General features: G+C 60.0%; 22 protein-coding genes and 2 pseudogenes. 20 read left to right on the top strand and 4 right to left on the bottom strand.

The window, feature by feature from the left end; translation table 11 throughout:
- The first annotated feature begins 3 nt into the window (after positions 1-3).
- From PY650_RS29405 to PY650_RS29395, 3 genes are read left to right on the top strand one after another with little or no spacing between them, the layout of a single operon-like run.
- Positions 4-1,029: an ABC transporter permease gene (locus PY650_RS29405; RefSeq protein ID WP_285883271.1), complete on the top strand. Its 1,026-nt coding sequence runs from the start codon at positions 4-6 to the stop codon at positions 1,027-1,029.
- Complete coding sequence (locus tag PY650_RS29400) at positions 1,026-2,543, top strand: sugar ABC transporter ATP-binding protein (protein ID WP_285883270.1); 1,518 nt, start codon at positions 1,026-1,028, stop codon at positions 2,541-2,543. Before PY650_RS29405 ends, PY650_RS29400 begins: the two co-directional genes overlap by 4 nt.
- A 52-nt stretch (positions 2,544-2,595) precedes the next feature.
- Positions 2,596-3,573, top strand: coding sequence for an ABC transporter permease (locus tag PY650_RS29395; protein WP_285883269.1), 978 nt, complete (start codon positions 2,596-2,598; stop codon positions 3,571-3,573).
- A gap of 83 nt (positions 3,574-3,656) precedes the next feature.
- On the opposite strand, the gene PY650_RS29390 is transcribed toward PY650_RS29395, so the two are convergent.
- Positions 3,657-5,378 (bottom strand): extracellular solute-binding protein, encoded by a 1,722-nt coding sequence (locus PY650_RS29390; protein WP_285883268.1) that lies wholly within the window; start codon positions 5,376-5,378, stop codon positions 3,657-3,659.
- A gap of 68 nt (positions 5,379-5,446) precedes the next feature.
- A complete protein-coding gene (locus PY650_RS29385) occupies positions 5,447-6,373 on the bottom strand; it encodes an NAD(P)-dependent oxidoreductase (protein WP_285883267.1) in 927 nt (308 codons plus the stop codon).
- Between the two features lie 559 nt (positions 6,374-6,932).
- On the opposite strand from PY650_RS29385, the gene PY650_RS29380 reads away from it, so the two are divergent.
- From PY650_RS29380 to PY650_RS29315, 14 genes are all read left to right on the top strand, one after another.
- Positions 6,933-7,721 carry a glucose 1-dehydrogenase gene (locus tag PY650_RS29380; protein WP_285883266.1) on the top strand — a complete coding sequence of 263 codons (789 nt, stop codon included), beginning with the start codon at positions 6,933-6,935 and terminating at the stop codon, positions 7,719-7,721.
- A gap of 61 nt (positions 7,722-7,782) precedes the next feature.
- Positions 7,783-8,856 carry a zinc-binding dehydrogenase gene (locus tag PY650_RS29375; RefSeq protein WP_285883265.1) on the top strand — a complete coding sequence of 358 codons (1,074 nt, stop codon included), beginning with the start codon at positions 7,783-7,785 and terminating at the stop codon, positions 8,854-8,856.
- Positions 8,857-8,858: 2 nt separating this feature from the next.
- Entirely contained in the window at positions 8,859-9,626 is a 768-nt protein-coding gene (locus PY650_RS29370; RefSeq protein ID WP_285883264.1) for an SDR family NAD(P)-dependent oxidoreductase, read from the top strand.
- 18 nt (positions 9,627-9,644) lie between these two features.
- Positions 9,645-9,929 (top strand): YciI family protein, encoded by a 285-nt coding sequence (locus PY650_RS29365; protein WP_285883263.1) that lies wholly within the window; start codon positions 9,645-9,647, stop codon positions 9,927-9,929.
- Positions 9,926-10,939: a Gfo/Idh/MocA family protein gene (locus tag PY650_RS29360; RefSeq protein ID WP_285883262.1), complete on the top strand. Its 1,014-nt coding sequence runs from the start codon at positions 9,926-9,928 to the stop codon at positions 10,937-10,939. The genes PY650_RS29365 and PY650_RS29360 overlap by 4 nt, the downstream gene beginning before the upstream one ends.
- A 10-nt stretch (positions 10,940-10,949) precedes the next feature.
- On the top strand, positions 10,950-11,933 hold the full coding sequence (locus PY650_RS29355) for a zinc-dependent alcohol dehydrogenase (RefSeq protein ID WP_285883261.1): 984 nt from the start codon (positions 10,950-10,952) through the stop codon (positions 11,931-11,933).
- Positions 11,934-11,936: 3 nt separating this feature from the next.
- A complete protein-coding gene (locus tag PY650_RS29350) occupies positions 11,937-12,995 on the top strand; it encodes an SDR family oxidoreductase (RefSeq protein WP_285883259.1) in 1,059 nt (352 codons plus the stop codon).
- Between the two features lie 17 nt (positions 12,996-13,012).
- The gene (locus tag PY650_RS29345; protein ID WP_285883258.1) at positions 13,013-13,894 is read left to right on the top strand and encodes an intradiol ring-cleavage dioxygenase; all 882 of its coding nucleotides are present in this window, start codon (positions 13,013-13,015) and stop codon (positions 13,892-13,894) included.
- A 10-nt stretch (positions 13,895-13,904) separates the two neighbouring features.
- Complete coding sequence (locus PY650_RS29340) at positions 13,905-14,969, top strand: maleylacetate reductase (protein WP_285883256.1); 1,065 nt, start codon at positions 13,905-13,907, stop codon at positions 14,967-14,969.
- A 149-nt stretch (positions 14,970-15,118) separates the two neighbouring features.
- A complete protein-coding gene (locus tag PY650_RS29335; RefSeq protein WP_349644524.1) occupies positions 15,119-15,451 on the top strand; it encodes a YciI family protein in 333 nt (110 codons plus the stop codon).
- A 469-nt stretch (positions 15,452-15,920) separates the two neighbouring features.
- A complete protein-coding gene (locus PY650_RS29330; RefSeq protein WP_285883291.1) occupies positions 15,921-16,889 on the top strand; it encodes an ABC transporter permease in 969 nt (322 codons plus the stop codon).
- On the top strand, positions 16,886-17,953 hold the full coding sequence (locus tag PY650_RS29325; RefSeq protein WP_285883255.1) for a substrate-binding domain-containing protein: 1,068 nt from the start codon (positions 16,886-16,888) through the stop codon (positions 17,951-17,953). The genes PY650_RS29330 and PY650_RS29325 overlap by 4 nt, the downstream gene beginning before the upstream one ends.
- Before the next feature lie 70 nt (positions 17,954-18,023).
- Complete coding sequence (locus PY650_RS29320; protein ID WP_285883254.1) at positions 18,024-20,528, top strand: ATP-binding cassette domain-containing protein; 2,505 nt, start codon at positions 18,024-18,026, stop codon at positions 20,526-20,528.
- A 103-nt stretch (positions 20,529-20,631) separates the two neighbouring features.
- On the top strand, positions 20,632-21,150 hold the full coding sequence (locus PY650_RS29315; RefSeq protein ID WP_285883253.1) for a VOC family protein: 519 nt from the start codon (positions 20,632-20,634) through the stop codon (positions 21,148-21,150).
- A gap of 165 nt (positions 21,151-21,315) precedes the next feature.
- Here the strand turns inward: PY650_RS29315 and PY650_RS29310 are convergent, their stop codons facing one another.
- Entirely contained in the window at positions 21,316-22,017 is a 702-nt protein-coding gene (locus PY650_RS29310) for an IS6 family transposase (RefSeq protein WP_285883252.1), read from the bottom strand.
- Between the two features lie 16 nt (positions 22,018-22,033).
- Entirely contained in the window at positions 22,034-22,993 is a 960-nt protein-coding gene (locus PY650_RS29305) for an AraC family transcriptional regulator (protein ID WP_285883251.1), read from the bottom strand.
- A gap of 118 nt (positions 22,994-23,111) precedes the next feature.
- Between PY650_RS29305 and PY650_RS29300 the strand changes: the two genes are divergently transcribed.
- From PY650_RS29300 to PY650_RS29290, 3 genes and pseudogenes are all read left to right on the top strand, one after another.
- Positions 23,112-23,474: a nuclear transport factor 2 family protein gene (locus tag PY650_RS29300; protein ID WP_285883250.1), complete on the top strand. Its 363-nt coding sequence runs from the start codon at positions 23,112-23,114 to the stop codon at positions 23,472-23,474.
- Positions 23,475-23,779: 305 nt separating this feature from the next.
- A pseudogene (locus PY650_RS29295) lies at positions 23,780-24,768 on the top strand (IS5 family transposase).
- Between the two features lie 440 nt (positions 24,769-25,208).
- A pseudogene (locus PY650_RS29290) lies at positions 25,209-25,460 on the top strand (hypothetical protein); the annotation flags it as partial.
- Positions 25,461-25,949 lie beyond the last annotated feature (489 nt).

The following is a 25,949-nucleotide window of genomic DNA, read 5'->3' as shown; positions in this document are numbered from 1 at the left end:
TCGATGGACGCCGCTACCAGTATGAACTCCAAAACCGGCGCTCGCTCGCTGACGCTTTTCGGCGAAATCAGAAGCAAGTCGTCATGGACACAGTTTGCAGGCCCGATCGTGGCGCTCATCGTGTTGTCCGTGGGCTTCCAGCTGGTCAGCGGTAGCTTCTTTACGATCGACAACCTCAAATCCGTGATCGAGGCAGCGGCGGTTCCAGCCATTCTCGCCGCTGCCATCAGTTTCGTCGTCATCATGGGCTCCATCGACCTTTCGGTCGAAGGCACCATGGCGACGACAAGCATGATCGTTGCCCTGCTGGTCTCAAACGGCGTCAACGGCAACGATTACGGCATGGTCGGCTTGCTGGCGGCGCTGGCGGTCGGCCTCGGCTTCGGTTTCTTCAACGCCGTTCTCAATGCGATGCTGCAGATGCCATCGCTGATCGTGACGCTCGGAACCTGGTTCGTCGGGCTCGGCATCGCCGCTGTTCTCTTTCCGTCGCGTGTGCCGCAAATCAACGATCCGCTCATTCTCAACCTGGCTCGCGTCCGCATCTTCGATCTGAGCCTTATCGTTTACATCGCGCTCGCCGTCATCATCGTGAGCCAGCTGGTCCTGAATTTCACGCGGCTCGGCCGTATGATCTACGCGATCGGCGGAGATGAAGGCCTGCTTGTCGCATCCGGCCTTCGCATTCGGTGGGTGAAGATCGCGGCCTTTTCGATTTGCGGTCTGCTCGCGGGCATGTGCGGCGTGCTGCTTTCCGCTCAGCTCAGCACCGGTAACGTGAATATCGGCAACGGCCTTCTGTTTCCCGCGATCAGCGCCGCGGTTCTCGGCGGCACCGTTCTGACGGGTGGACGGGGCGGCGCAATTCAATCCGCGCTTGGCGCCCTGCTGCTTGAGGTGCTGAACAATGGCCTGATCCAGATCGGTGCCGGTCCCTATACGCGTCATATCATCAGCGGCGCGGTCATCGTCGTCGCCGTCGCTGCCGGCGGCTGGCATCGCCGTCGCAAACTGAGGGTCGTAAAATGACAGGCTCGCTCGTTCTCAAAGGTGTTCGCAAGACCTATGGCAGCGTCGTTGCGCTCGAAGGCATCGATCTTGAAATCCCGGCGGGCCAAGTGCTCGGCCTGATTGGCCAGAACGGCTCCGGCAAGTCCACGCTGCTGAAGATATTGGCGGGGCTGACGACGCCCGATGAGGGCCAGGTCATCCTCGACGGACAGCCGATCGTGCTGGATTCGGCCGCAACGGCCGGCCGCTACGGCATCGGCATGGTGCATCAGGAGCAGTCGCTGATCCCCAATCTCACGGTCGCCGAGAATATCTTCCTCGACAAGCCGCATCCGTCCAAGAAGAACGGCCTCTATCGGTGGGGCGCACTGAACAAGGCCGCGCAGGCGCAGCTGCACAAGATCTCGGTCGAGCTGCCGACCCGTGCGCTCGTCGAGGATCTGCGCTTTGCCGAGCGCCAGCAGGTCGAGCTTGCCAAGGTGCTGGCGATCGAGGAACTCGTCGACCGCCCGCCGATCATCCTCTTCGATGAACCGACCTCGGTGCTGACGCCGGAAGAAATCAAGCTTCTTTTCAAGCAGATCAACCGCCTGCGTGGAAACGCGACGATCGTCTTCGTGTCGCACCGGCTGGAGGAAGTCCTCGAGATCAGCGATCGCATCGTCGTCATGACCGACGGCCGCAAGGTGGCAGAGCGCGACAGCGGTTCCGTCGATCGCAACGAACTCTACGAATTGATGGTGGGTCGGCAGCGGGCGACGGATATCCGCTCCGACCGGAAGCCGGCGGCATCAGGCTCGACGCTTGTCCTCAAGATCGAGAGGTTGGGCAGCAGGCAGCATTTCCGCAATGTTAATTTCGAGCTGCGCCGCGGCGAGATCCTGGGCGTTGCCGGCGTGCTCGGCTCAGGCGCGGAAGAGGTGTGCCGTGCCGTGTTCGGCGCCGAACGCGTCGATACCGGAAAGATCGCGATCGAGGGCAAAGCGGTCACGCCGAGCAGTCCGCGAACAGCTGTCCGTGAAGGCATCGGCTATCTGCCGGCCGACCGGCGCGCGGAGGGCATGCTCCCGAGCCGCTCTTTGTTCGAGAATGCCGTTCTCACCTTCGGCCTCGACTATGGCTGGCGCTCCCTCCTCCTGCAGCGCGGCAAGGAGCGACCGGTGGCGTTGGAGTGGATGAAGCGCCTCAAGGTGAAGATGCATACGCCCTATGCGCCGATTTCCAGCCTCAGCGGCGGCAACCAGCAGAAGACTGTGCTTGCCAAGTGGCTGATGGCCAAGAAGCTGAAGGTCCTGTTTCTCGACCACCCGAGCCGCGGGCTCGATCCCGGCGCGCGCGACGATCTCTTCGCCGTCATCCGGGAGCAGGCCGAGAAAGGTCTTTCGATCGTCTTCGTTGGCGACACGATTTCGGAGCTGCTGGAGCTTTCCGACCGCATCGTTGTCATGCGCGATGGCGAGATCACCGCTCACTTCGATCTGGCAAGCGGCGAGATGCCCAGGGAAGAGGAAGTCGTCGTGGCCATGGTTTGACACGCGCCGCCTTCCGTCTTGCGAACTGCATTTGGAATAGGGATGAACGACCATGAGTAATGCAATGGACAGCACATTGATCGCCACCCTTCGAGGCCGATCGACCATGTTGCGAGGCTTTGGTCCCTTGCTCGTGCTGATCGCGCTTGTGGCGATCAGCGCCATTATCGCCCCCGGCGTGATCGAGATGGATTCGCTCGTCAGCTTCCTGTCCGATGCGGCGCCGATCATTGCGCTGGTCATCGGGGGAACGCTGCCGATCCTAGCTGGCAGTATCGATCTCTCCGTCGCCGGCGTCGCGTCGCTAACGGGGGTTCTGGTCGTCGTCCTCAATCCCATCTTCGGGCCGTGGACCTCTGTTGTCGTCATCCTGATCGCCATGGCGTTCGGGGCGACACAGGGCTTCCTGCATTCATGGCTGCAACTGCCGTCGTTCATCGTGACGCTCGGCACGCTTAGCATGCTGTCCGGCCTGGCACTCCTGTTGTCGAACGCGACGGCCGAGCCCATTCCAGATAACGATATCTTCGTGAGCTATCTGTCGAACAGCACCGGCGACATTCCGAATACCATCATAGCGCTCATCGTCATCATCGCGGTGATGGGTTTCCTGCTTCGCTATCTCAGGCTCGGGCGCGATATCTATGCGCTCGGCACCGGTGAAAGAGCGGCCATCATGTCTGCCGTCAACGTCGTCGCAACGCGAACCATCATCTTTGCGATCTCGGCCGGTTGCGCGGCCGTTGCAGGCCTCTTCCTGATCTCGATCACGACCTTCAGCTCGCCGACACTCGCCGGCAATCTGCTCCTGCTGTCGATCGTGGGTGTGGTGCTTGGCGGTACCGCCATTTCAGGTGGCGTGGGTGGCCTCTTTCCTGCCGTCGTCGGCGGTTTGATCACCGCTTGGCTGCGCATCGTGACCGTCATCATCGGCGTCCAGCCGACGGCACAGAATATCGTCTTCGGCCTGACGGCGCTTGTTGCGGTCGCCCTGACTACAGACCGCAGTAAGCTCGGCATCATCAAGTAAACTAGGCGGCTGAGCGGCCGGCGCAGCCAACTGCAAACGTGCACTGGCGGCGGCTCGAAGGGGCTGCCGCTTAGGTATGTCGGTCAGACGACGCTCTGCCTTGGCCAGGTCTTGTGAGTGGATTTGAGGCTGGCTTCGATCTGCGCGGCAGCATGCTCAAGAGCCCGCCTCGGCGATTTGTTGCCGAGCAGCGCATCGTGGATCTCTTCGCCGAGAACCTTCTCGATCGTCGTGTATTGCGGGATCTTCGGCCGCTGCCAGGTGTGCAGCAGGTTCTTCTTTGCCAACTGATCCACGAAACGGACGATCGGCGAGCTGGCCGCAGCTTCCGGATCGGCGCTAACGGAAAAGCGCGGCGCGACCGGGAATCCGTTCTTCACGTGCGCTTTCATTGCTTCTCGCGACGCCATCCAGGCGATCGCATCTGCCGCAAGCTCGACGCGCTCTTCCGGCAGATTGGTCGGAATGCAGAAGACGAAGCCGCCGATCGGCGAAGCGCGCGTGCCGCCGGGGCCGTAGGGTTGCGGAAGATATTCGACGCGACGCTTCACGACGGATTGGACGTCATATTCGAAGCGGGCGGCGCGCATGGTCCAGAAATAGCCGAGGCTCGACTTGCCCTTCAGAAAGATTTCTAGGGTTTTGTCCCAGGCCAGCTCGAGAATCTTCGGCGGCGAGATTTCCATCAGCCGGCGCATGTAGTCGAGAGCCGCAAATCCGGCGTCGGACAGGATGGTGCAGCTCAATTCTTCCAGGTTGGCGCCATCGAGCGTGAAGCCGGAGCGGGTCTTGCGTAGCGAGATTGCCGGCTGCCCACAGGCGCCCATGAAGAACAGGAAGCTCGAGGCGATCGGCATGCCGCGCGCGCCGTCCCAGACCGCGCCGAACATGCCTTCGTCAGGTGAATGGAACTTGCGGCCCGCAGTGATGACGTCGTCGAAGGTCTTGGGAAAGGAGAGGCCGGCATCGGCAAACAGATCCTTTCGCGCGGCGAGAAGCTCGACGGTGCAATAGCCCGGAACGCCGTAGTCGCGGCCTTCCCAGGTCGCAGAGGACCAGATGGACGGATGAAAATCGAGCGGATTGATGCCTGTCTTCTGGATGTACTGATCGATCGGCCTGATGACGCCGCTTTCTGCAAACTCGCCGAGCCAGGGCATGTTGATAGCAATGACGTCGTAGTCGGAGAGCGACTTGGCGCCGTTTTCACGTGCCCGCAAATAGAGATCCGGGAGCGGCAGAAGGTCGAAATTCTTGCGGGAGGCGAGATTGTTGCGGAAGTCTGCCCACATGTTCCGCATCGCCGAGAAGTAATTGTCGTCGTTCAGCAGGAAGCGAAGCTCGATCTGCGACTCGGCGCGCTTCTGGACAAGCCGCATCGGCGGAATGATCTGCGAACCGAGAGGCGTGCCGCCGAAATAATATTCGTCTTCCTCCTCGCCGGCGCGAAGCCCCAAGGTCTGGGCGAGTAGCGATTTCGTCTTGCGCGCATAGACTTCGAAGGACCGAAGCAACCGCTCGCTCGGCTGCAGCGCAAAGCTTTTGCCCGTCGAGCCCTTGGCAACCTTGAGAATATAGCCGCCGTCGATGAGACGGTTGATCAACCGCATCGACGTTGCATAGGGTAGGCCGGATTCCTGGCCGAGCGTCGAGATCGAGACGGTCTGGCTCAATATATGCGATTTGATCAGGAAGGTGACGATCAGCCAGATCGCATCCTCGTCGGCCGCTTCGACAACCTCCCTGAATGGGCGGCGCGTTTTCTCGATGAAATCGATGACGCGCAGCATTTCATATTCGTTCACGTCGGCCTCCCAACCGTCGCGCTATCGACGATCAGATTAGCTGGCAATATTTCCTTTCGCCAGTCCGCTCAGATGGCTTTCAGGGTCTGAGACCCGGCGCTCTTTTCCCGTGTCATGCCCGCAAGCCGTTCGTATTGCTCGAAAAGGACGAAGAAGTCCTTCTCGGCAAGTCCTTCGGCAAATGCCGCCTCATATTGTTGCCGGATCATGGAGGCGAGGTACATGGGCACATGGTCGGATTTTGCCGCGCCGAGGATGAGATCGAAGTCCTTCATCATCTGCGAGACGGAGAATGCCGGATCGAAATTGCGATTGACCAGCAGATCCCGCTTGTAGGCGATCAAAGGCGAAGCGACCGCGCTTTCGCAGATGACGTTCAGCATGGTCTCGACCGAGAGATTGCCCTTCAGCCCGAGCGTCAGCGCTTCGCCGAGTAGAGCGGCTGTCGCTCCGACCAGGGCGTTGAGGACCAGCTTCAGATAACGTGCCTCTTCGCCGGCGCCGAGATAAAATTGCTTGGACGAGAAACTTGCAAGAATTGGCTCGATCCTGCGATAGGCCTCATCCGGCCCCGAGACCATGACGGACAGCATGCCGGACGATGCGGTGACGGTGCTTCCGGAAACGGGCGCACGCAGATAGGCCACACCCTTGCGGCCGAGCGCTTCGGCAACTTCGGCCGAGAGCTCGGGAGAAACGGTGCTCATTTCCACGAGAATTTGACCGGGCTTCAACAGCTCGACCAGACCGGATGGCGCCAATGTCAGCTGGCGCAGGACCGCGTCGTTCGGGATGGTGAGCATCACCACGTCAGCAGCTTCGACCAGATCTTCCAGTGCATGCGCCACGTTTGCGCCCTGGGCGACGACGGAGGCGCGGTTTTCGGGAAGTGGCTCGTAGACCGTCAGAGGAAATCCGTTTTCAAGGACACGTCTGCTCATCGGGGCGCCCATCTTTCCGATGCCGGCCCATCCCACTCTCAACGTCTCACTCATGCACAACCTTCCTTCCCTCGCGGCGTTTGCCGGCCAGAAATATCCAATGCCGTCATTTCATGGAGGAGCGCATAAGCTGAGCTGAATACTTTATTTCTTTCGGCGCAGGCGCCGCTTCCTCCCATTTGAAATCTTATCGTCTGAACCAGATCGATTGCTGCATTGAATATATCCATTTTGGATAATTATAGGTTTGTCGAAGCACAGGTTCATCCTCTAGCTTTCTTTTCGGATCGCACGGCGGTTCCTGTGGGAGGAATATAAGCCGTCAACAAACTATAGATGCTGCGGAGGCGGTGTGTTTCCGCAAGCGATATTTTGTTGCCAGCGGTCTAATCTGTATTTCGGAGGAGAATTTGAGATGAGATGTAAGGCGGAAAGCGTCATCGCATCTTTGACGCACCCATCATCCCGTATCGTAGATCGCTCGATCGCTGCGCTTAAAGCGCCGGCGAAACGGCGCGGCCCCTCACAATCTGCCGAATGAATTGCAGTGAATCGCTGCGCGGCCTGAAGCTGTGCGCCGGCACAAAAGTCTAGTTCAATACGAGAGAATGCCATGAGTGGGTTGGTCAATAATAAGGTTGTCATAGTCACTGGAGCAGCGCGCGGCATCGGCGCCGGCATTGCCTCTGATCTCGCCGAAAAGGGCGCCCATGTCGTCATCGCCGACCTGAATGCGGACGCAGCACGGCAGACCGCCTCGAAGATTTCGTCAGCTGGCGGCAGCGCCATTGCAGTTGCCGTAGACGTCTCCGATCGCAAGAGCGTCAAGGCGCTGATCGAGGAAACCGTCTCGCGCTTCGGCCATCTGGACGTCATGTTCAATAATGCCGGCATCAGCCAGACTTGCCCGTTTCTAGAAGTAACGGAAGAAGATTTCGACCGGATCATGAAGATCAACGGGCTCAGCGTCCTGATCGGAACCCAGGAAGCTGCAAAGCAGATGATCGCGCAGGGTCACGGCGGCAAGATCGTCAGTACCGCTTCGATCGCCGGCAAGCAGGGCTATCCGCTGTTTGCGCATTATTGCGCCTCGAAATTCGCGGTCGTCGCAATTACGCAGGCCGCGGCCCGCGCGCTCGCCGAGCACAAGATCACCGTGAACTGCTTCGCGCCCGGCGTCGTCAAGACAGAGCTGTGGGAACAGCTCGACCGAGAATTCATGGAACACGGACTGACCGAAAAGCCGGAACAGGCGCTCAACGAGTTCTCGCAATCGATCCTGCTGGGCCGTGTCTCGTTTCCGAAGGACATTGCGGGCGTTACCACATTCCTCGCATCCGATGCATCCGACTACATCACCGGCCAGACCGTCATGGTGGACGGTGGCATGGTGCTGACCTGAGAAGAACACGTTTGGCCTGCGACGGCGGCCAGACAGCACAGTAATCATGAAAGGCATGGCAATGAAGGCTGTACGATACTACTCCAAGAAAGACATCCGCGTCGAAGACGTGCCTGCGCCAAGCGGCCCACTCAGCGATGACATGGTGCTGATCGAGCCCTTGGTCTGCGGCATCTGCGGCACCGACTTGCACGAGTATATCGCAGGTCCGATCGTGACGCCGGCCACCCCCAATTCCTATTCTGGCGCCACCCTGCCGCAGATCCTCGGCCATGAATTTTCCGCCAGGGTCCTGGAAGTGGGCAAGAACGTCACGCACGTGTCCCCAGGTTCGCGCGTTTCCATCCAGCCGCTGATCTCGCCGCGCGATGATTATTATGGTCGCCGCGGCCTCTTCCATCTCAGCGAAAACATGGCGGTCGTGGGGCTCTCCTGGGATTGGGGCGGTATGGGCGAGCGCGCCGTTATCAATGGCTACAACGCCATTCCCGTGCCGGACACGGTCTCGGACGTTCAGGCAGCCATGATCGAGCCGGCCGCCGTCGCACTCTATGGCGTCGACCGCGGTGGCGTGACCAGCGGCAGCAGCGTCCTCGTCTCGGGCGTCGGCCCGATTGGCGCGCTTGTCCTGCTGGCGGCCAAGGCGGCCGGTGCGACGAAGATCTTCGTCTCCGAGCTCAATCCGAACCGTCGTGCCCTGGCGCAACAGCTCGTCCCGGAAGCGGTCGTCTTCGATCCGCGCGAAACGGATACGGACCAATTGTTCCGTGATCAGACCGAAGAGGGTGTGGGTGTCGATGTCGCGCTCGAATGTGTCGGGGCCGAGGCGTCGCTCAACCTTTGCGCCAAGGCCGTACGTCGCCGCGGTACCGTCGTGCAGGTGGGCTTGCATGTGAGGCCAGCCTCGGTCGACGCGATGCTCTGGGCGTTGAAGGATATCACCGTCGAGGCGACGTGGTGCTACCCCGTGCAGATCTGGCCCCGCATCGCCTCGATGATCGGCGCCGGCATCTTCCCGGTCGAAAAGGTCGTGACGGCGCAGATCGCACCAGAAGATGTGGTCGAAAAAGGCTTTGAGGCGCTGCTCGACCCCAAGGCCACCCACATGAAGATCCTCGTGAACATGAAGGCCTGATCATGAAGAATCCGATGGACCTCAGCGGGCGGAAATTTCTGATCACCGGCGCGGCCGGTGGTATCGGGAGCGCCACCTGCCGGTACCTAGCTTCGCTCGGAGCAATGATCGTTGCCGCCGATCGTGATGCCTCAGTGGAGAAGACCCGCGACGACATTCGCGCGGCGGGAGCAACGGCGGAAGCGGTCACTTTCAACGTCACCGACAAGAGTTCGGTCGAGGCCGCGGCAGCAAGGGTTGCCGAACGTTTTGGCCCTCTGGACGGTATTTTCGCCAATGCTGGCATGTCCTACGAGCGCACGGCGTTGGATCATAGCGAGGCGGACTGGCGCACCGTCATGTCCGTCAATCTCGATGGCGTCTTCTGGACGGTCCAGGCATTCGGCCGGCCTATGGTCGCGGCCGGGCGAGGGGCTATTGTGATGACGGCGTCGATTGCCAGCGTCAAAGCCGTTCGGCCGGAGCTCCATGTCGGCTACGACGTGTCGAAGGCCGGCGTCGCTCATATGTGCCGGGTTCTGGCGGCCGAATGGGCAAGATCTGGCGTGCGCGTCAATTCCGTCGGCCCGGGCTACACCGATACCGTCATGCTGGCGGAAGTCGGCCGCGCGCAGCCCGCCGTTATGCAGAAATGGCTCGACGACACGCCGATCAACCGGCTGATCAAACCCGAAGAGATTGCTTCCACGGTCGCGTTCCTGCTCTCCGATGCGGCGAGCGGCATTACCGGCCAATTGTTGATGGTCGATGGCGGCTACTCCATCGCTTGAATTCGAAAGGGATTATCCATGTTTTACGCTGTTCATTGCCTTGACCACGAGGGCGGAGTCGAAAAGCGGCTCGCAAATTACGATGCGCACAAGGCCTATCTTTCGACAGGCAAGACCAAGACGGTGATTTCCGGCCCGTTGCTGGCGGACGATAACGAAACCATGATCGGCTCGCTCTTCGTTTTCGAAGCCGACACAAAGGAAGAGGTCGTCGCTTTCAACAAGGCCGATCCATTCACCAAGGCCGGCGTGTGGAAGACCGTCAACATTCATCCCTTTAACAAGCGAGTGGACAATCGATGACCGTGGTCGAGAAAAACCCGGTCACCGCGGCCCTGGTCGGTCTCGGCTGGTGGGGCCGCAAGATGGCGAGCCTCGTCAATGCCGGCGGCGCGCAGATGCATTTCGTGCGCGCGGTCGATCCTAGCCCTGACGCCGCTGCCTTCGCAGCCGAGATGGGCCTGCAATATTCCCCTGACATGGATGAGGCGCTGGCCGATCCGACGATCGAAGCGGTCGTTCTTGCGACACCACATTCGCTTCATCGGGAGCAGATCGCGCGCGTCGTGGCCGCGGGCAAGCAAGTGTTTTGCGAAAAGCCGCTCGATCTGACACGCGCCGGCGCCGAAGTCTCGGTCGCGCTCTGCAAGAAGGCCGGGCTTGTGTTGGGCATGGGCCATGAGCGCCGCTTCGAGCCTCCGGTCGCTGAAATTCTGGAGGCAGCCAAGTCGGGAAAACTCGGCCGGCTGCTGCAGATCGAGGCGAATTTCAGCCATGACAAGTTTCTCGGCCTCGACCCGTCGAACTGGCGTCTGAAGGCGGACCAAGCGCCGGCTGGCGGCATGACGGCGACCGGGATCCATCTGACGGACCTTGCGGTGAAGCTGATGGGTCGCGCCACGGATGTCCGCGTCGTGTGCGAGAACCTGGCCTCCAGCATCCCGCAAGGCGACACGATGAGCGCGCATATCCGCTTTGCGGGTGGAGGCACGGCCTATGTCTCGGCAACACTTGCCACACCCTTCGTCTCCCGTTTCGCCGTCTTCGGCACGGATGGATGGATCGAAGTGCGCGACAAGGCTCATGTCGAGGCACCCGACGGCTGGGTCGTGACCGAGGGCTGGAAGAACCAGCCGATCGCGGTCCGTGAAGTGCCGCCCACTGAACCGGTTCGCGACAATTTGCGGGCCTTTGCCTGCGCTATTCGCGGTGAGGCCGATTATCCGATCACCGGCGAGGATATGATCAACAACATTGCATTGCTTGAAGCCATCGTGCGCTCCGCAAAGAGCGGCGCGCTGGAGAAGGTCTGAGGAGGAAGACATGAAAGCTCTGGTTTTCGAAGCTCCGGAAAAGCCCACCATCGTCGATATGGGCATGCCGGAGATGTCGCCGAACGAGGTCCTTGTTCACACGAAGGCGGTGGGCATCTGCCACTCCGACTATGAGCTGCTGGCGGGACGTTACATTATCCCGATCTCCTATCCCGTGACCCCCGGTCACGAATGGAGCGGTGAGATCGTCGAGGTGGGGCGGAATGTGACCGGCTTCAAGAAGGGCGATCGCGTCGTCGGCGAATGCGTCGTGCGCACGCCGGAGCGGCTGCACCATTTCGGCTTCTCCATGAGCGGAGCGGATCGCGAATTCTTTGCCGTCAATCCGGAATGGCTGCACAAGCTGCCTGACGCTGTCGACGACAAGAAGGCCGCGCTGATCGAGCCTTTCACCTGCGGCTTCTACGCGGTGCTGCGTTCGGGCGGCACGAATGCCAGCGAGACCGTCGTGGTCTCGGGCGGCGGCACGATCGGTCTGGTGTCCGCCGCGGCAGCCATCGGGATGGGGGCTCGCGTCATCGTCGTCGATCCCCTGGCCTCGCGTCGCGAGGTGGCGAAGCGTCTTGGCGCCGACGTGGCGATCGATCCAGCTGATGGCGGAGCCGCAGAAAAAATCCGCGAATTGACCGGAGGTCACGGCGCCGATCTCGCCATCGAGGCTTCGGGCCATGACGCATCGCTCGCCGCCGCATTCGACTACGCCCGCGAAGAGGGCCGCATGTCGATGGTGGGGATTAATATCGGCCGGAAGGTACCTGTCGTAATCGGCCAGATTCAGATGAAGAACCTGACCGTGCGGGGCTGCATCGGATCTCCCGGCGTCTGGCCGGCCGCCATTCGCTTCCTGGAGCGGACAGGCATCGACCTCTCTCCGATCCAGACGCACGACTACGCCCTGACCGACGCGGTCGATGCTTTCTCGTTCGGCCAGGATCCGACGAGGAGCATCAAGATCACACTGCTGAACGGATAGACCATGACCAAGCACGCACTTATCGTCGGCGCGACCGGGATTACCGGAAGCAATCTTGCCGAAAATCTCCTGGCCGAAGGTGGCTGGACGGTATCGGGCCTGTCGCGCTCGCAAAGCCCCATTGCTGGCGTCAAGACGCTGAGCTGTGATCTCGTCGATGGCACTTCGGTTCGGGCCGCATTGTCTGATGCGCGACCGAGCCATGTCTTCATCACGGCCTGGTCGCGCCAGGAGACCGAGGCGAAGAATTGCGAGGTCAACGGCGCGATCGTTCGCAATGTACTCGATGCCCTGAAGGGGCGTGGCGTCGAGCACGTGGCTCTGACGACGGGAGCGAAACATTACCTCGGACCGTTCGAATCCTACGCGAAGACGCAGCCCGAGACCCCTTTCCGCGAAGAGCAGGAGCGTCTTCCCGGCGAGAATTTCTACTATGTTCAGGAAGACGAAGTCTTTGCAGCTGCGGCGAGGGACGGCTTCACCTGGTCCATCCACCGCCCGCATACGCTGATCGGCTATGCCGTCGGAAACGCCATGAACATGGCGGCGACGCTTGCAGTCTATGCCTCGATCTGCCGGGAAACCGGCAGGCCCTTCGTCTTCCCCGGTTCGCCGGAGCAGTGGCAAGCCGCGACCGACGTCACCGACGCCCGGCTGTTGGCCAAGCACCTCAAATGGGCGGCGACGACGAAGGCAGCCGCCAACCTCGCGTTCAATGTCGTCAACGGTGAGGTGTTCCGCTGGAAGTGGCTCTGGCCGCGCATCGCCAATTACTTCGGCATCGAAGCCGCGCCCTATTCCGGCGCGCCGACGCCGCTCGAAGAGCAGATGGCGGGCGCGGAGCCGATCTGGAACGAAATGGTCAAGAAGTTCGATCTGCAGCCGAACGCGCTCTCGCGTGTCGCGTCCTTCTGGCATTCGGATGCCGATCTCGGTCGCCAGATCGAGACGTTCAACGACATGGGCCGCAGCCGCAAGCTGAGTTTTCTCGACTACCAGGATACGACAGGCTCGTTCATCGACGCATTCGAACGGCTGCGGGCCGATCGGATCATACCTTAATGTCAGGAGTGCAGCTTATGTCCGATCAAGCGAGCGGGAGCACGTCGCCCTCAGGCTTTTTCACCGAGGAGCATTCGGTTGCGACCGTCAACGCCCGAATGGGAAAGGATGTCGATCCGCGCCTCGCCGAAGTGATGGCTTGTCTCGTCAAGCATCTCCACAACTTCGCACGCGAGATCAGTCTCACCCAGGACGAATGGGACTTCGGTATCGATTTCCTGACGCGGACCGGGCAGATCTGCACGCAGGAACGGCAGGAGTTCATTCTTCTGTCCGATACGCTTGGCTTGTCGATGCTTGTCGATGCGATCAACAACAGGCGGCCGGCGGGCGCGACGGAGAATACGGTCTTCGGGCCGTTTCATGTGGAGGGTTGCGCCGTTCGCGAGATGGGCGACCAGATCTGCCTGGACGGCAAGGGCGAAAGCTGTCTCTTCATCGGACGTGTACTCGATCTCGATGGCAACCCCGTGGCGGACGCCAAGATCGACGTCTGGTCCGACAATGCGGAAGGCTATTACGACGTCCAGCAGCCCGATATCCAGCCGAAATGGAACAATCGAGGCGTCTTCGTGACCGGCGCGGACGGGCGCTACAGCTTCGTCGGCATCAAGCCCGTCTCCTATCCGATCCCCGATGACGGGCCGGTCGGAAAGATGCTCGCAAGCCTCGGCCGTCATCCCTACCGCCCGGCCCATATGCACTACATGGTTCGCGCCGACGGCTTTCAGAAGCTGGTGACGCATACCTTCGTCGGCGGCGATCCCTATCTGGAATCGGACACCGTCTTCGGCGTCAAGAAGACGCTTGTCGCACCGTTTACGAGGGTCGAGGGCGGCGAGACTCTCTGGCGCTCCGATTATGACTTCGTGCTCGCCCGTCCAGATCAGACGAGATAGGAGCGCAGAATTGGAAAACTTCGTCTACAACGGGAATCCCGGCCGCGTCATCTTCGGACACGGCACCGTCGCGCGCCTTCCAGAAGAGGCCGAACGGCTGAGGGCACGGCGCATTCTCGTGCTTTCCACGCCCGAGCAAGCCGGGCAGGCCGCCGATATCGCACGGCATATGGGATCAAGCGTCGTCGCGACCTATTCGAAGGCGCAGATGCATACGCCAGTGGAAGTGACGGCGGATGCCATGCGTGTTGTCGAAGAGCATGCCGTCGATGCTCTGCTCACCATCGGTGGCGGATCGACGACGGGGCTCGGCAAGGCGCTCGCCTTTCGCACCGATCTGCCGCAGATCGTCGTACCGACCACCTATGCAGGTTCCGAAGCCACGCCGATCCTCGGCGAGACCGAGGGAGGGCGCAAGGTCACGAAATCCGATCCGCGCATTCTTCCTGAGGTCATCGTCTACGACGTCGATTTGACGATGACGCTGCCCGTGTCTCTATCGGTGACCAGCGGCATCAATGCCGTCGCCCACGCGGTGGAGGCGCTCTACGCCAAGGAAGCCAATCCGATCATCTCGTTGATGGCGGAAGAGGGGGTCGGCGCCATCGCCCGCGCCTTGCCGCTTATCTATTCGAACCCCAAAGATGAGGTTGCTCGGGCGGACGCGCTTTACGGCGCCTGGCTCTGTGGCGTCTGCCTGGGCTCGGTCGGCATGGCGCTGCACCACAAGCTTTGCCACACGCTCGGCGGCATGTTCAACCTGCCGCATGCTCAGATGCACACGGCGGTGCTGCCACACGCGGTCGCCTATAACGCCGATGCGACGCCGCAGGCGATGGCGCGGCTGAGCAAGGCGCTTGGAGTCGCAGACGCGGCCGCCGGGCTTTTCGACCTCGCCAACGGGCTTGGCGCAGCAATGTCGTTGAAGGATCTCGGCATGCCTGACGACAGCGTCGAGGTCGCCGTTGAACAGGCGATGTCGAACGCCTACTGGAACCCCCGTGCGTTGGAAAAACGCGGGCTGACCGACCTGCTTGAACGTGCCTTCCGTGGAGAGCCTCCCAAGGCTGTATGAGGGATGTGGGGCGCTGCTGATCGAGCGGCGCCCCGGCGGGTTTTGATGGGAGACCACACGATCATCCGTAAGTCCAAAATGGATAAATCCGTTATTTTCTTTGTCTCTCATACGGGTACCATCGATAATGTGAGATCTGGATATCCGTGGTGAAACCGAGGACGGAAGGGCGATACGGCGGTGAGAAGGTAGACGTCATGCTTGCAGTTCGCGTGGCATTGTCCGACCCCGAGAGGGCAGCGCTTCGTCAGATCTACCTTGAGGATCACAAACGTTACCTGCGATCCGACCGGCTCAACATTGTCCAGTCCGGACCCATCGTGGACGAAGCCGGCAAGGGCGGAGGCGGAATTGTTGTTGCCGATGTCGGTTCGTTGGAGGAGATGCATCGCTTCAGCGCGGAGGACCCCTTTGTTCTCCATGGAGTCTATTCAAGCGTCGCCATCTACGAATGGCGGCCGACGATCGGAGGTCGCGGATAACGCGCCCGAAATGGCTGCATAGGCATATTTACGACTGATTTTCTGAGGAGGAGGGAAAATGAGAGCGGTAGGCACAATCACCTGGAATGAGATCCGTGACTGGCTGGCAGAAGCCGGAAGTATTTGTGGCGGGCTCCACATCGAATACTTGGAATCGCAAAATGCGCGGCACGATGCGTCATTTCGCGAGCGGGTTCATCAGCCCAAGCTGCCCCCAGAAGCCGACCCGGCGATAAGATGGGTCATCGGCGATCGGGAACTCTAAACCCGTCTCGAACCCTTTTCCTCACGTTCTAAAAACTGGTTGCGCGGGCCTTCTCGAGGGCCGGGGCACATCGGCGTGATACCTTGCGCGTGCCGGTGTTGGTCCGATGGTGGGTGCCGGGACCTCTAATGTGAAAGACAGATTTCGATGACGAACGTCACCTCAATCGCCTCGAATCAGCGTTCAAGGAAGACAATCTTGTCGATGCCGCTGGCACGAAGCTTCGTAACTGTCGTCTTTTCGACGCTCGTTCTCCTTCTCGTATGCGCGGTCTTTGCGCCTTCGAGCCTGTCCTGGGGCGCCCTTTCGGGAAGCCTGCCCTTTGCGGCAATCATCGCCATCGCCGGTCTCGGTCAGTTGCTCGTGGTGCAGCAGGGCGGCTTCGACCTTTCCCTTCCCGGTGCGGTGTCGCTTGCCGTCGTCATCGCAACCCACTTTCCGCAGCAGAACGATGCGTTGCTCTATCAGGCAGTCCTTCTGTCGATTGGCATTTCGCTCGTCGCTGGCTCCCTGAATGGGCTTCTCGTCAGCATCTTCAGGCTGAACGCGATCATCGCCACGATCGGCACCAACGCACTGCTTTACTCAGTTGTCTTTGCTACGTCGGGTGGCGTCCCCTCGATCACCACCAACCTTCTGGCCGAGATCTCAAGCGGCGAAAGTCTCGGCCTGCCAAACTCGGTCATCTTCGCGCTGGCGGGCATGACGCTCGTGAGCTTCGCACTCAAGAAGACGGTAGCGGGTCGACGGTTCGAGGCGATCGGTGCCAATCCTCTTGCCGCACGAGCTGCCGGACTGAACGTGCGTGTTCACCAGATGATGGCCTATGTCTATGCGCAGCTTCTCTATTGCGTGGCCGGCACACTGATTGCCGGCATCACCCGCGAGCCCACCGCCTTTCAGGGGGACAGCCTGCTGCTGCCCTCCGTCGCTGTCGTGGTTCTTGGCGGTACGTCGCTTCTCGGTGGACGAGGCTATCCGGTCTCGACGGTCATCGCGGCATTTTTCCTCAACCAATTGAGCCAATTCGCACTGACGGTAGGGGTGCCGTTTTCAGCTCAAACCATCATCCAGGCCTTGGCTCTGGGTTTTGGCATCGGTGTTTACTCGATCCGCTGGACGGTAAACCGCAAGACAACGACTGGGACAAGAAAAGTGGAGGACAAAACATGAAACATGCATCTCTCTCGAAATACTTGGCGCTTTCCGTTGTGGCCGCGATCACAGCACTCGCCACTACCGGTGTCGCCAAGGCCGACGCTCCATCCTGGTGTGGCCCGAAGAAGGCAACGCTCGGACTACTGGACGGCTATGGCGGCAACAGCTGGCGCCAGGTCACGACGGCCTCCGGCAAGCAGACCGTGGATCTTTGCCCCAGCATCACCAAGTACGAATATGCAGACGGTCAGGGCGATACGTTGAAATCGATCTCCGACATCAAGAGCATGGCGGCCAAGGGTCTTGATGCGCTTGTCGTCTTCGGCGATGCAGGCCCGGCCGTGCTTCCGGCCATCACCAGCGTCTTCAAATCCGGCAAGGTCGTCGTTCCCTATCGCGTCGCTGTTGGTGGCAAGGATGGCCAGAACTATTCGAAATTCGTCGGCGCATCCTTCGAAAACGATGGCGAAAGCTGGGGCAACTGGATCAAGAGCGTCCTGCCGAAAGGCGGAAACCTCCTCTTCCTCTCCGGGCCTGCCGGCAACAGCCAGGGCCTCGATGAACTCAAGGGCCTCAAGAAGGTTCTTGGCCCCGACTATGTCTTCGTCAATCAGGAGCCCTTCGCCGTCACCAACTGGGATCCGGCGCTGACGCAGAAGGTACTGACGGCGGAAATCGCCAAGAACCAGAAGATCGATGCGATCATCTCCGACTTCGGTCCCTCTCTCGTCGGTGCGCTGCCGCTCTTTGCCAAGCAGGGAAAGTCGATCCCGGCGCTAGCCACCTCTGACGGCAATTCGCTCGGGTGCTTCTGGCAGGACAACAAGGACAGCAATCCGGACTTCAAGCTCTTCACGGTCGCAACCGGCAACGACAATGTCAGGCTCGCCGTCGAATGGGCCGTCGCGCTTGCGACCGGCGGCACACCGCCGAGCGAGCAGGTTTTCAAGGCACCGGCCTTCGAGGATTCGGTATCCGGTAAGCCGAACGCGGTGCAGTGCCGCAAGGATTTGCCGGGCGCGATCTACCTGTCCTCCGAACTTTCTGCCGATGATCAGGCCAAGGCGGTCGGAAAGTAATCGCAAAACACCCAAGACCTGCCCGAGCATCGCTTCCGGGCAGGTTTTCCCTTCCAGCGGATGACAAGCTATGGCTGCAGCAGAAATCAATGCGAACGCGACACCTTTTTCGACCCGTTCCGACCAGACGATTTGCCTGACCGGAATCCACAAATACTTTGGGGGTATTGCTGCGCTTCGCGACGTGAGCGTCGAATTCCGGCCCGGCGAGGTCCATGCCATTCTCGGTGAGAATGGTGCAGGCAAGTCGACCTTGATGAACATCATCGCCGGCACACTCCAACCAAGTGAGGGCGAGATCAGCTTCGAGGGCGAACGTATCAGGCAGATGACGCCCGAGTTCGCGAGTTCCATCGGCATTGCCATCTGTTTCCAGCATCCCGCCATCCTCAACGACCTGTCGATCCTCGAAAATCTGAGCGTTGCCCTGCCGCCATCGGTGTTTTCCGGTCGGCCCATGAGGGAAGTCGCAAGGGAGATGCTCGACACTGTCGGGCTAGCCCTGCCGTTGCACATGCGCGCCGGCCAGATGACGGTGGCGCAGAAGCATTTGCTCGAAATCGGCAAGGCGTTCGTAATGAAACCGAAGCTCCTCATCCTTGACGAGCCGACGGCCTCTCTCGACCAGGAGGCGACTGACATTCTCTTCGGACTGATCCGCAAGGCGATGAAGGCTGGCACCTCGGTGATCTACATCACCCACCGTCTGGCAGAGTTGCGCCAGATCGCCCAGCGCGTCACTGTCATGCGAGACGGACGCGTGCGCGGTTCGGCCCTTGTCGATGACACCAGCGATGCCGAGCTCGTCAATCTCATCGTCGGCCGCACGCTGGAGGCTGCCTTTCCGCCAAAATCGAAGCGGGTCGGCGGGGAGGCCAGTCTGTCCGTTGCGGGTTTGAGCGGCCAGGGGTTTGCCAATGTAAGCTTTGATGTAGCGCGCGGCGAGATCATTGGCGTCGCCGGTGTCTCCGGCAACGGCCAGACAGAGTTGATGCGCACGCTTGCTGGTCTGCACACGGCAGAGGGGGCGGTCACGCTTCACGGGCAGGTTCTCAATCAACCGACGCTGTTGCGTCAATCTGCCTTCATGCCGTCTGACAGACATCTCGAAGGCGTGGCGAGTGGCTTGACGGTACGCGAGAACGCCACGTTCTCTGCGCTGGAGAAGTTCGCCGCAGGTGGCGTCATGAACAGCAGGAGAGAGCACGAAAAAGTCACCGCGATCTTCGGCGAGCTGGCGGTCAAAGCTCCCGGTCTCGAAGCGCCGATCATGTCCTTGTCCGGCGGCAATCAGCAAAAGGTAGTAATGTCGCGCGCCCTCCTGTCAGAGCCTGGCATCGTCATTGCGGACGAGCCCACGCAGGGCGTGGACGTCGGAGCGCGCTTCGAGATCTATCGAATCCTGCGTGACGTCTCGGAGGCGGGAACACCTGTTGTCGTCAACTCATCCGATGCGGTCGAGCTCGAGGGGCTGTGCGACAAAGTCATCGTTATGTCGCGCGGTCACGTCGTCGAAACGTTGACCGGTGATGATGTCACCGAAGAACGTATTGTCGCAGCGGTAGTCAAGGCCGTCACTCACGATGTCGAAAGCGGTTGGAGAGGGACCGCGGCAAGGGGGCTGCGGCATTTCCTGCAGTCGGATATTGCGCCCGTCGCGCCGTTGGCGCTTGTGACCATTCTTCTTGGGCTTTTCGTCAACGGCCAGAACGACAACTTTCTGTCGATCTACAACATCTACAACATCCTCCTGCTGTCGACCGCGCTGGGCTTCATCGCCCTTGGACAGACGATCGCGCTGCTCATGGGCGGCATCGACCTGTCCGTCGGCCCGCTTGCCGGTTTTCTCGTCGTCGTCGCCTCGTTCTTCGTCACCGAGGACATGTCGAACGGTATGATGTTGATCGGATTTCTGCTCATGCTGACCGGTGCGTTCGTCACGGGCGCCGTCAATGGCGTTTTGATCCGATACGCGAACTTCACGCCGATTGCGGCAACACTTGCCATGTATATTGCGATACAGGGTTTCAGCTTTCTGCTGCGCGAAAATCCGGACGGCTATATCAGCTCGGCCGTCACAGATTGGGTCAACCGGCAATGGGGGCCGCTTCCCGTCGCCTTCCTCATCCTCGTCGTCGTGACGCTGATCGGTGAATACGCCCTGCGTCGATCGAGACTTGGCTGGCGCTTGCGGGCGGTCGGTTCAAACGAGGAATCGGCGCGCAGAATGGGTATTCGTATCGATCTGACCTATATCAGCGGCTATATTGCTTGCTCCCTGATGACAGCCTTCGGCGCGGTCATGCTGATGACACAGATCGGCGTCGGTGATCCGCGCCAGGGCGTCAACTATACATTGTCCAGCATCACGGCGGTCGTACTCGGTGGCACGAGCCTAACGGGTGGTCGCGGCACATTTATCGGAACGGTCCTCGGTGCCGTCCTGCTGACGGAAGTGCTGAGCGCGGTGACCTTCCTTAGCCTCACGCAGACCTATCAATATCTGTTCCAAGGCATCCTGATCGTCGTCGCGGCGCTGATCTATTCAGCTTCCCGCAGGCGGGCAGCACACTAGCTGCGACAATCCTTTCCGCGACGCCAATGGCAAGCCGCGGTTTCAATCTACTCACGCACACCCGGCATTTCGGGCGAGTCAACAATTTGGATGAGGTCATCACATGACGGGCAAGATCTACGGCATGCATCACATCGGCATCACGGTGCCGGATATTGAAGAGGGTATTGCTTTCTTCCAGGCGGTTTTTGGTGCGATCGAGGTCTTTCGGACAGGACCTTTCGATGTTGATCAGGATTTCATGGCAAACAAGCTGGGTGCGTCGGCGCACTCGACCATTCGTGATCTGGTTTTCCTGCGTTGCGGCGAGGGGACGAGTGTCGAGCTGTTCGAGTATAGCGGCGAGGAAGACAGCCGGCCGAGGCGATCTTCCGAGGTCGGCGGCATGCATCTATGCTTCGAAGTCGATGATGTTCATGCCTGCGCGGAGCGTTTGAGCGCAGCGGGCGTCGAGATGCTTGACGGACCCAATCGCGTGGAGGCCGGTCCGCTGGCTGGCTTTAACTGGATCTACTTCCGCGCGCCCTGGGGTCTGATTTTGGAAGTCGCCAGTTTCGACAAGCTTGGCTATGAAGACAATTCGCCGCATCGGCTGTGGAGAGCAGGACAAACCAAGCCGTAATAACCGCTCACCAGCGTCTTTCCCGACGAATTGCCACAGACTCGTTGTTGCTCAATCGCGTCCCTATGATTTCCATGCCCGCGAGGTCGGCGACTACTGTCAGCTTTTGGCACCGTAAAGTTAATTGGCGGGACGGCAGATTGCGCCGCGCGCTACTTTTGTTGGTCATGCCCGGGCGATTGTCGCCCAGATGTTCATCGCCTCGGCGCGCAGTTCGCGATGATGGTTGGAAGAGATGGCGTGGCGTGGGATGTGGAACAGGTTGGCAATCGGATCATGAATAGAGACGAAGCGTTGCAGATGTCGTCTCGACTTGAAGCGCTTCATGATCCGTTCTCGTCGCCGGATTGGCTGATGGGAATTCTCCGCCCGATTGTTCAGTCCCTTGTGCGATCGATGCTCGACACCCGGCATGTTCTCTCGCTTTGCTGCGTCGTAGGAGCGCAGCTTGTCGGTGATTATCACACGCGGCGCACGGCCTTGACCCTTCAAGAGCTTACGGATCAGGCGTTTGGCCGCCTTGGCGTTGCGGCGGCTTTGCACCAGAACATCGAGAACGAAACCGTCCTGATCGACGGCGCGCCAGAGCCAGTGCTTCTTGCCGCGGATTGAAACAACAGCCTCATCGAGATGCCATTTGTCGCCAAGCCGGCCGGATGCGCGGCGGCGGATGTCGTTTGCAAAGGCCCGCCCAAATTTCTCGGCCCATGACCGAACCGTCTGATGGGAGACGATAATCCCACGTGCAGCCAGAAGGTCCTCGACCGTCCGTAGGCTCAGAGGAAAGCGGAAATAAAGCCAGACCGCATGAGCGATGATCTCGGCAGGAAAGCGATGGCGGCGGTAAAGCGGGTCATGGTCTGACATGGCCCGTAGTCTCACATCAAAGTCCAACTTCCGTTAACTTGACGATGCCCTGGGTTGGCCCGGTCCCGCATGCGCGTGCGAACTGAGTGGGAGAGCAGCCGACTGTCCTTGTGAAAGCCGAGCTGAAGGCGCTCGACGAGCCGAATCCTACGGAAAATGCGATCTGCGCAACCGTCTTCGTACCATTCTGGAGTTCGTCCTTCGCCAATGCGATGCGCCATCGCAGCAAGTACTCGATCGGCCCCACTCCGAAAACGCGCCTGAATCTTGTGGCGAAACCCGCTCGTGATACGCCGCAGAGTTTTGCCAGTTCGGCGACAGTCCAATTGCGTGCGACATCTCGGTGCATCGCGACGATGGCTCTTTCCGTATATCGATCGGCAAGTCCGGCCAGGAGCCCTTTCTTTTCCGCAGTTATGCTGGCAAAGCCGCTCCGGAGGATTTCGACAAGGATCAGCTCGACCAGCCGTACGATCACGAATTCGCTTGCCGGTCCAGGCGAGCGGGCTTCCGCTTCGTTCATAGCAAGTAGGGCTCGGATCCGCCCGACCGACGGGTCGGAAGCCGAGACTCCTACAGTCTGCGGAAGCAGCTCCTCAAGGAGATCGTGGTTCGCTGTAGAAACGATGAATTTTCCAGCATGAAGCGTCGTCTGTCGATCGTCGCCGAAGCCGAGCCGAAGTCGCCTGCTCTTTGAGGAAGTGACGGCAGTCTCGCTATCGATAGCAATTGCGGAGGTGCTCGAGGCGAGCCTAAAGGGCGTCGACGCCCGGATCAGGAGAAAATCTCCCTGCCTGAGCAGGAGCGGTTGATGATCGGGCCGAATAACGAGGCATTGCCCCTGTTCCACCCAACTGAAGAGAAGGTCGTTGCGCTCGCGGAATCCCAGAGCCCATTCTCCCGACGCTTCCACACCGGCGAAGAGCACAGCTCGCGGACGAAGAATTTGCATGATGTCAAGCAATACATCTGCCAAATTTAGACTTTCGATAATCAACGATAGATCTTCAATTATCGATAGTACATGCGATCGGACCTAAATCCAAGTAGCCTGATTGTCATGGCGGCTATTGCTACTTTGGAAGGATTTTAAAGTGAGCCCTGAAACGTTGAAAAATAACTGGAAGGCATATCTTGCGGCCTATGGGGCTATCGACCCCGACGAACGGGAACGGTTGCTCCAGCAAAGTGTCGCTGACGATATCGTCTTCACAAATCCCGGAGGTCAGGGCGAGCGCCGCACTGGCCTCATCGCTCATATCCAAGACTTCCAGAAAAAGATGCCGGGCACTTATTTCGAGACGGAGAGGATTTTCATCCATCACGGCGAGTTGTTGACGATTTGGACCATGCATAAGCCGGACGGTATGAAGGTAGCGACTGGATACAACTTTGTCAGGACGGATGGTGCAGGACGGTTCGTTTACATGGCTGGTTTCTTCGGTCAGCCAGCCTAGCATGCAAGGACCGCGGCTTCGGTGAGGTTCCGCAGGACTGTCGCGGAACCTCACTCCACCTGCGAAGGCTCCCTCCAGCCGGAGATGCGGATAGGTTGAGCATACAGCCCGGGACCTGTGATGACTCATCCATCTTGGCAACCTGCGGCTCAATCGACCCGAAACCAGCCGAGATGACTGAGTAACGTTGCGGTGCCGTTAAGGGCAGAAACTTGTCGCCACGGTCGGCAACGGCATTGGTGCACGGATCATTTAGCGATCGCGGTTTAGGCGGGCTGCAATCTCAATAGCCGGTTGCCGCCGCCATGCCTTTCAAACACAATTCTTCCCGCCGCCATCGTATAGGCAAGATGAAATTCAAGGTGACGAACTGGCCTGAATATGAGGCGGGGCTACGCGAACGCGGCAGCCTGACCCTATGGCTGACGCCGGAAGCGCTTGTTGGTTGGGCTGCGCCACGACGCAAGACCCGCGGCGGTCAGCCGCGCTATTCCGATCTCGCGATTGAGACCGCCTTGACGCTGGGCCTGGTGCTCGGTCTACGACTGCGCCAGGCCGAAGGCCTGCTGGGATCGCTGCTGCAATTGATGGGGCTGGCGCTCGCCGTCCCGGATCATACCACGCTCAGCCGACGGGCGCAGACGTGGCGATCGCCCAACAGCCGGTCTGATCGGCAGGGACCACCGAGCGGGCCGGTGCATGTTCTTGTCGACAGCAGCGGTCTTAAGATTTATGGCGCGGGTCAGTGGCTGGAGGAGAAACATGGCGCCAAAACCCGTCGCGGTTGGCGCAAGTTGCATCTGGCGCTGGATGCCGACAGTGGCGAGATCATCGCCCACACGATGACCGACCAGGATACGGGGATGCCTCGCAGGTGGGCCCACTTCTCGATCAGATCGACGGTCCAATCGGACGGTTCACCGCCGATGGCGCCTATGATGGAAAGCCCACCTACGACGCGATCATCGGCCACAGCGCCGATGCTGCCATCGTCATTCCGCCACGCGTCAACGCGGTCGAACCGAACGAAGATCAACCGCCCGGCCAAAGGGATCAGCATATCGCGGCAATCAGCCGAGACGGCCGGATGAAATGGCAAGCCTCCACCGGTTACGGCCGGCGCGCGTTGGTCGAGACCGCCATCAGCCGATACAAGTCCATCATCGGGCGGCGTCTGTGGGCTCGATCGTCTCACGCTCAGCAGACGGAAGCCGCCATCGGCTGCGCCATCCTCAACCGCATGCTTGGTTGTGCACGTCCAAAATCCGTTCCCCGCTCGTCAAAGGTAGCGTAGCCCACGTCATCTAAGATCGAGATCCGCGATGCTTCGGATCCGTGCACCAACGCTCCGCTACGGTGGAGACTATGCGCGTGTGGGAAACACCGGCGTGTACCACAACAACTGGACTGGGAATACCTACGCTTGGCATAACGGCAACTACTGGCATGCTCCCGTCTACCATGGTGTATGGTACGCGGGCGCGCCGGTGGCGGCTGGCGTGGCCGCCGTCGCCGTAGGGGCCGCGGTCGCACATCCCTACTGGTACAACGGGTATCGGTGCGGATACTATCCTTATCCACCTTGCGAGTAGCAGCGATCGACAGCGCCGTCCTGCTGATAAGGCGGCGTCCGGGAGGCGGCGGACGGTTACTGCCGACGTGGCTTGGCCGTTCCAAGAAAGGAGATCAGCAACGCCGTTCGGAATTCTCTCCTGCCTCATCATTACCGGGGGCGTGCTCTGCTTTGGAGCGGCGTTCGCCTAGGAGGCGGACGTCAAGCCTCATGCTCCGCTTCAGAAAACGATCGGCACCGTGAGGCCGACCGGGCCGGTTCCGTCGCTGGCGGTCATCAATGCCGCCGGCGCGACGCTGGAAAACGGCAAACTCACTCTGAAAGGCGTTTCTGCGAATTCGATCGTCGTTGCCGACCGCCCAGTGCGGGCCGCAGGCCATGTAACGACCGAGCAGTTCATCATGCAGTGGGAGTAGTGCGACCTGCTGGCTTCGCGTAGTTTAGCGTGGTCGGGTCGAGTTGTTATCGCTTCCTTCGTTGAAGTTCTGACAGAGGTAGTGAGCTCGGCCTATGCGGGTAGCAATCCAAAATCTATTGCGTCTTCACCAATGGAATGTCGTAGCGCATTGGATCGTACAGAAGGGCCTTGGCCACAGCTTAGCTTCGACAACGATAGGTTTTGGCGCAAAGCGGCTCAACTTTGATTGCCCAAGGTGTTTGTGGACGTTGTAGCTGAAATTGGCCCATGATGGATTGGACCGAGACTTTAGGGATTTCACAACCAACGTAAGTAGGCCGGTGGTGCGTGTGCAGGATTTGTATTTTCGAGTGTAGGGGCTCGCGACGCTGACGAACAGTCTCCATCTGTCAAGCGAATCGAAGAATTGACCCCCTCGTCGAATTGAGGAACTGACCCCCTTCATTGGTTTGCGGTTTCGTTGGTTTCAAGCGCCGCTCCGGCC

It is taken from the genome of Martinezella calliandrae (genome assembly GCF_030272695.1).
In the GTDB taxonomy this organism is placed as follows: Bacteria; Pseudomonadota; Alphaproteobacteria; order Rhizobiales; family Rhizobiaceae; genus Rhizobium; species Rhizobium calliandrae.
This window is presented reverse-complemented; position numbering and strand designations above follow the sequence as displayed.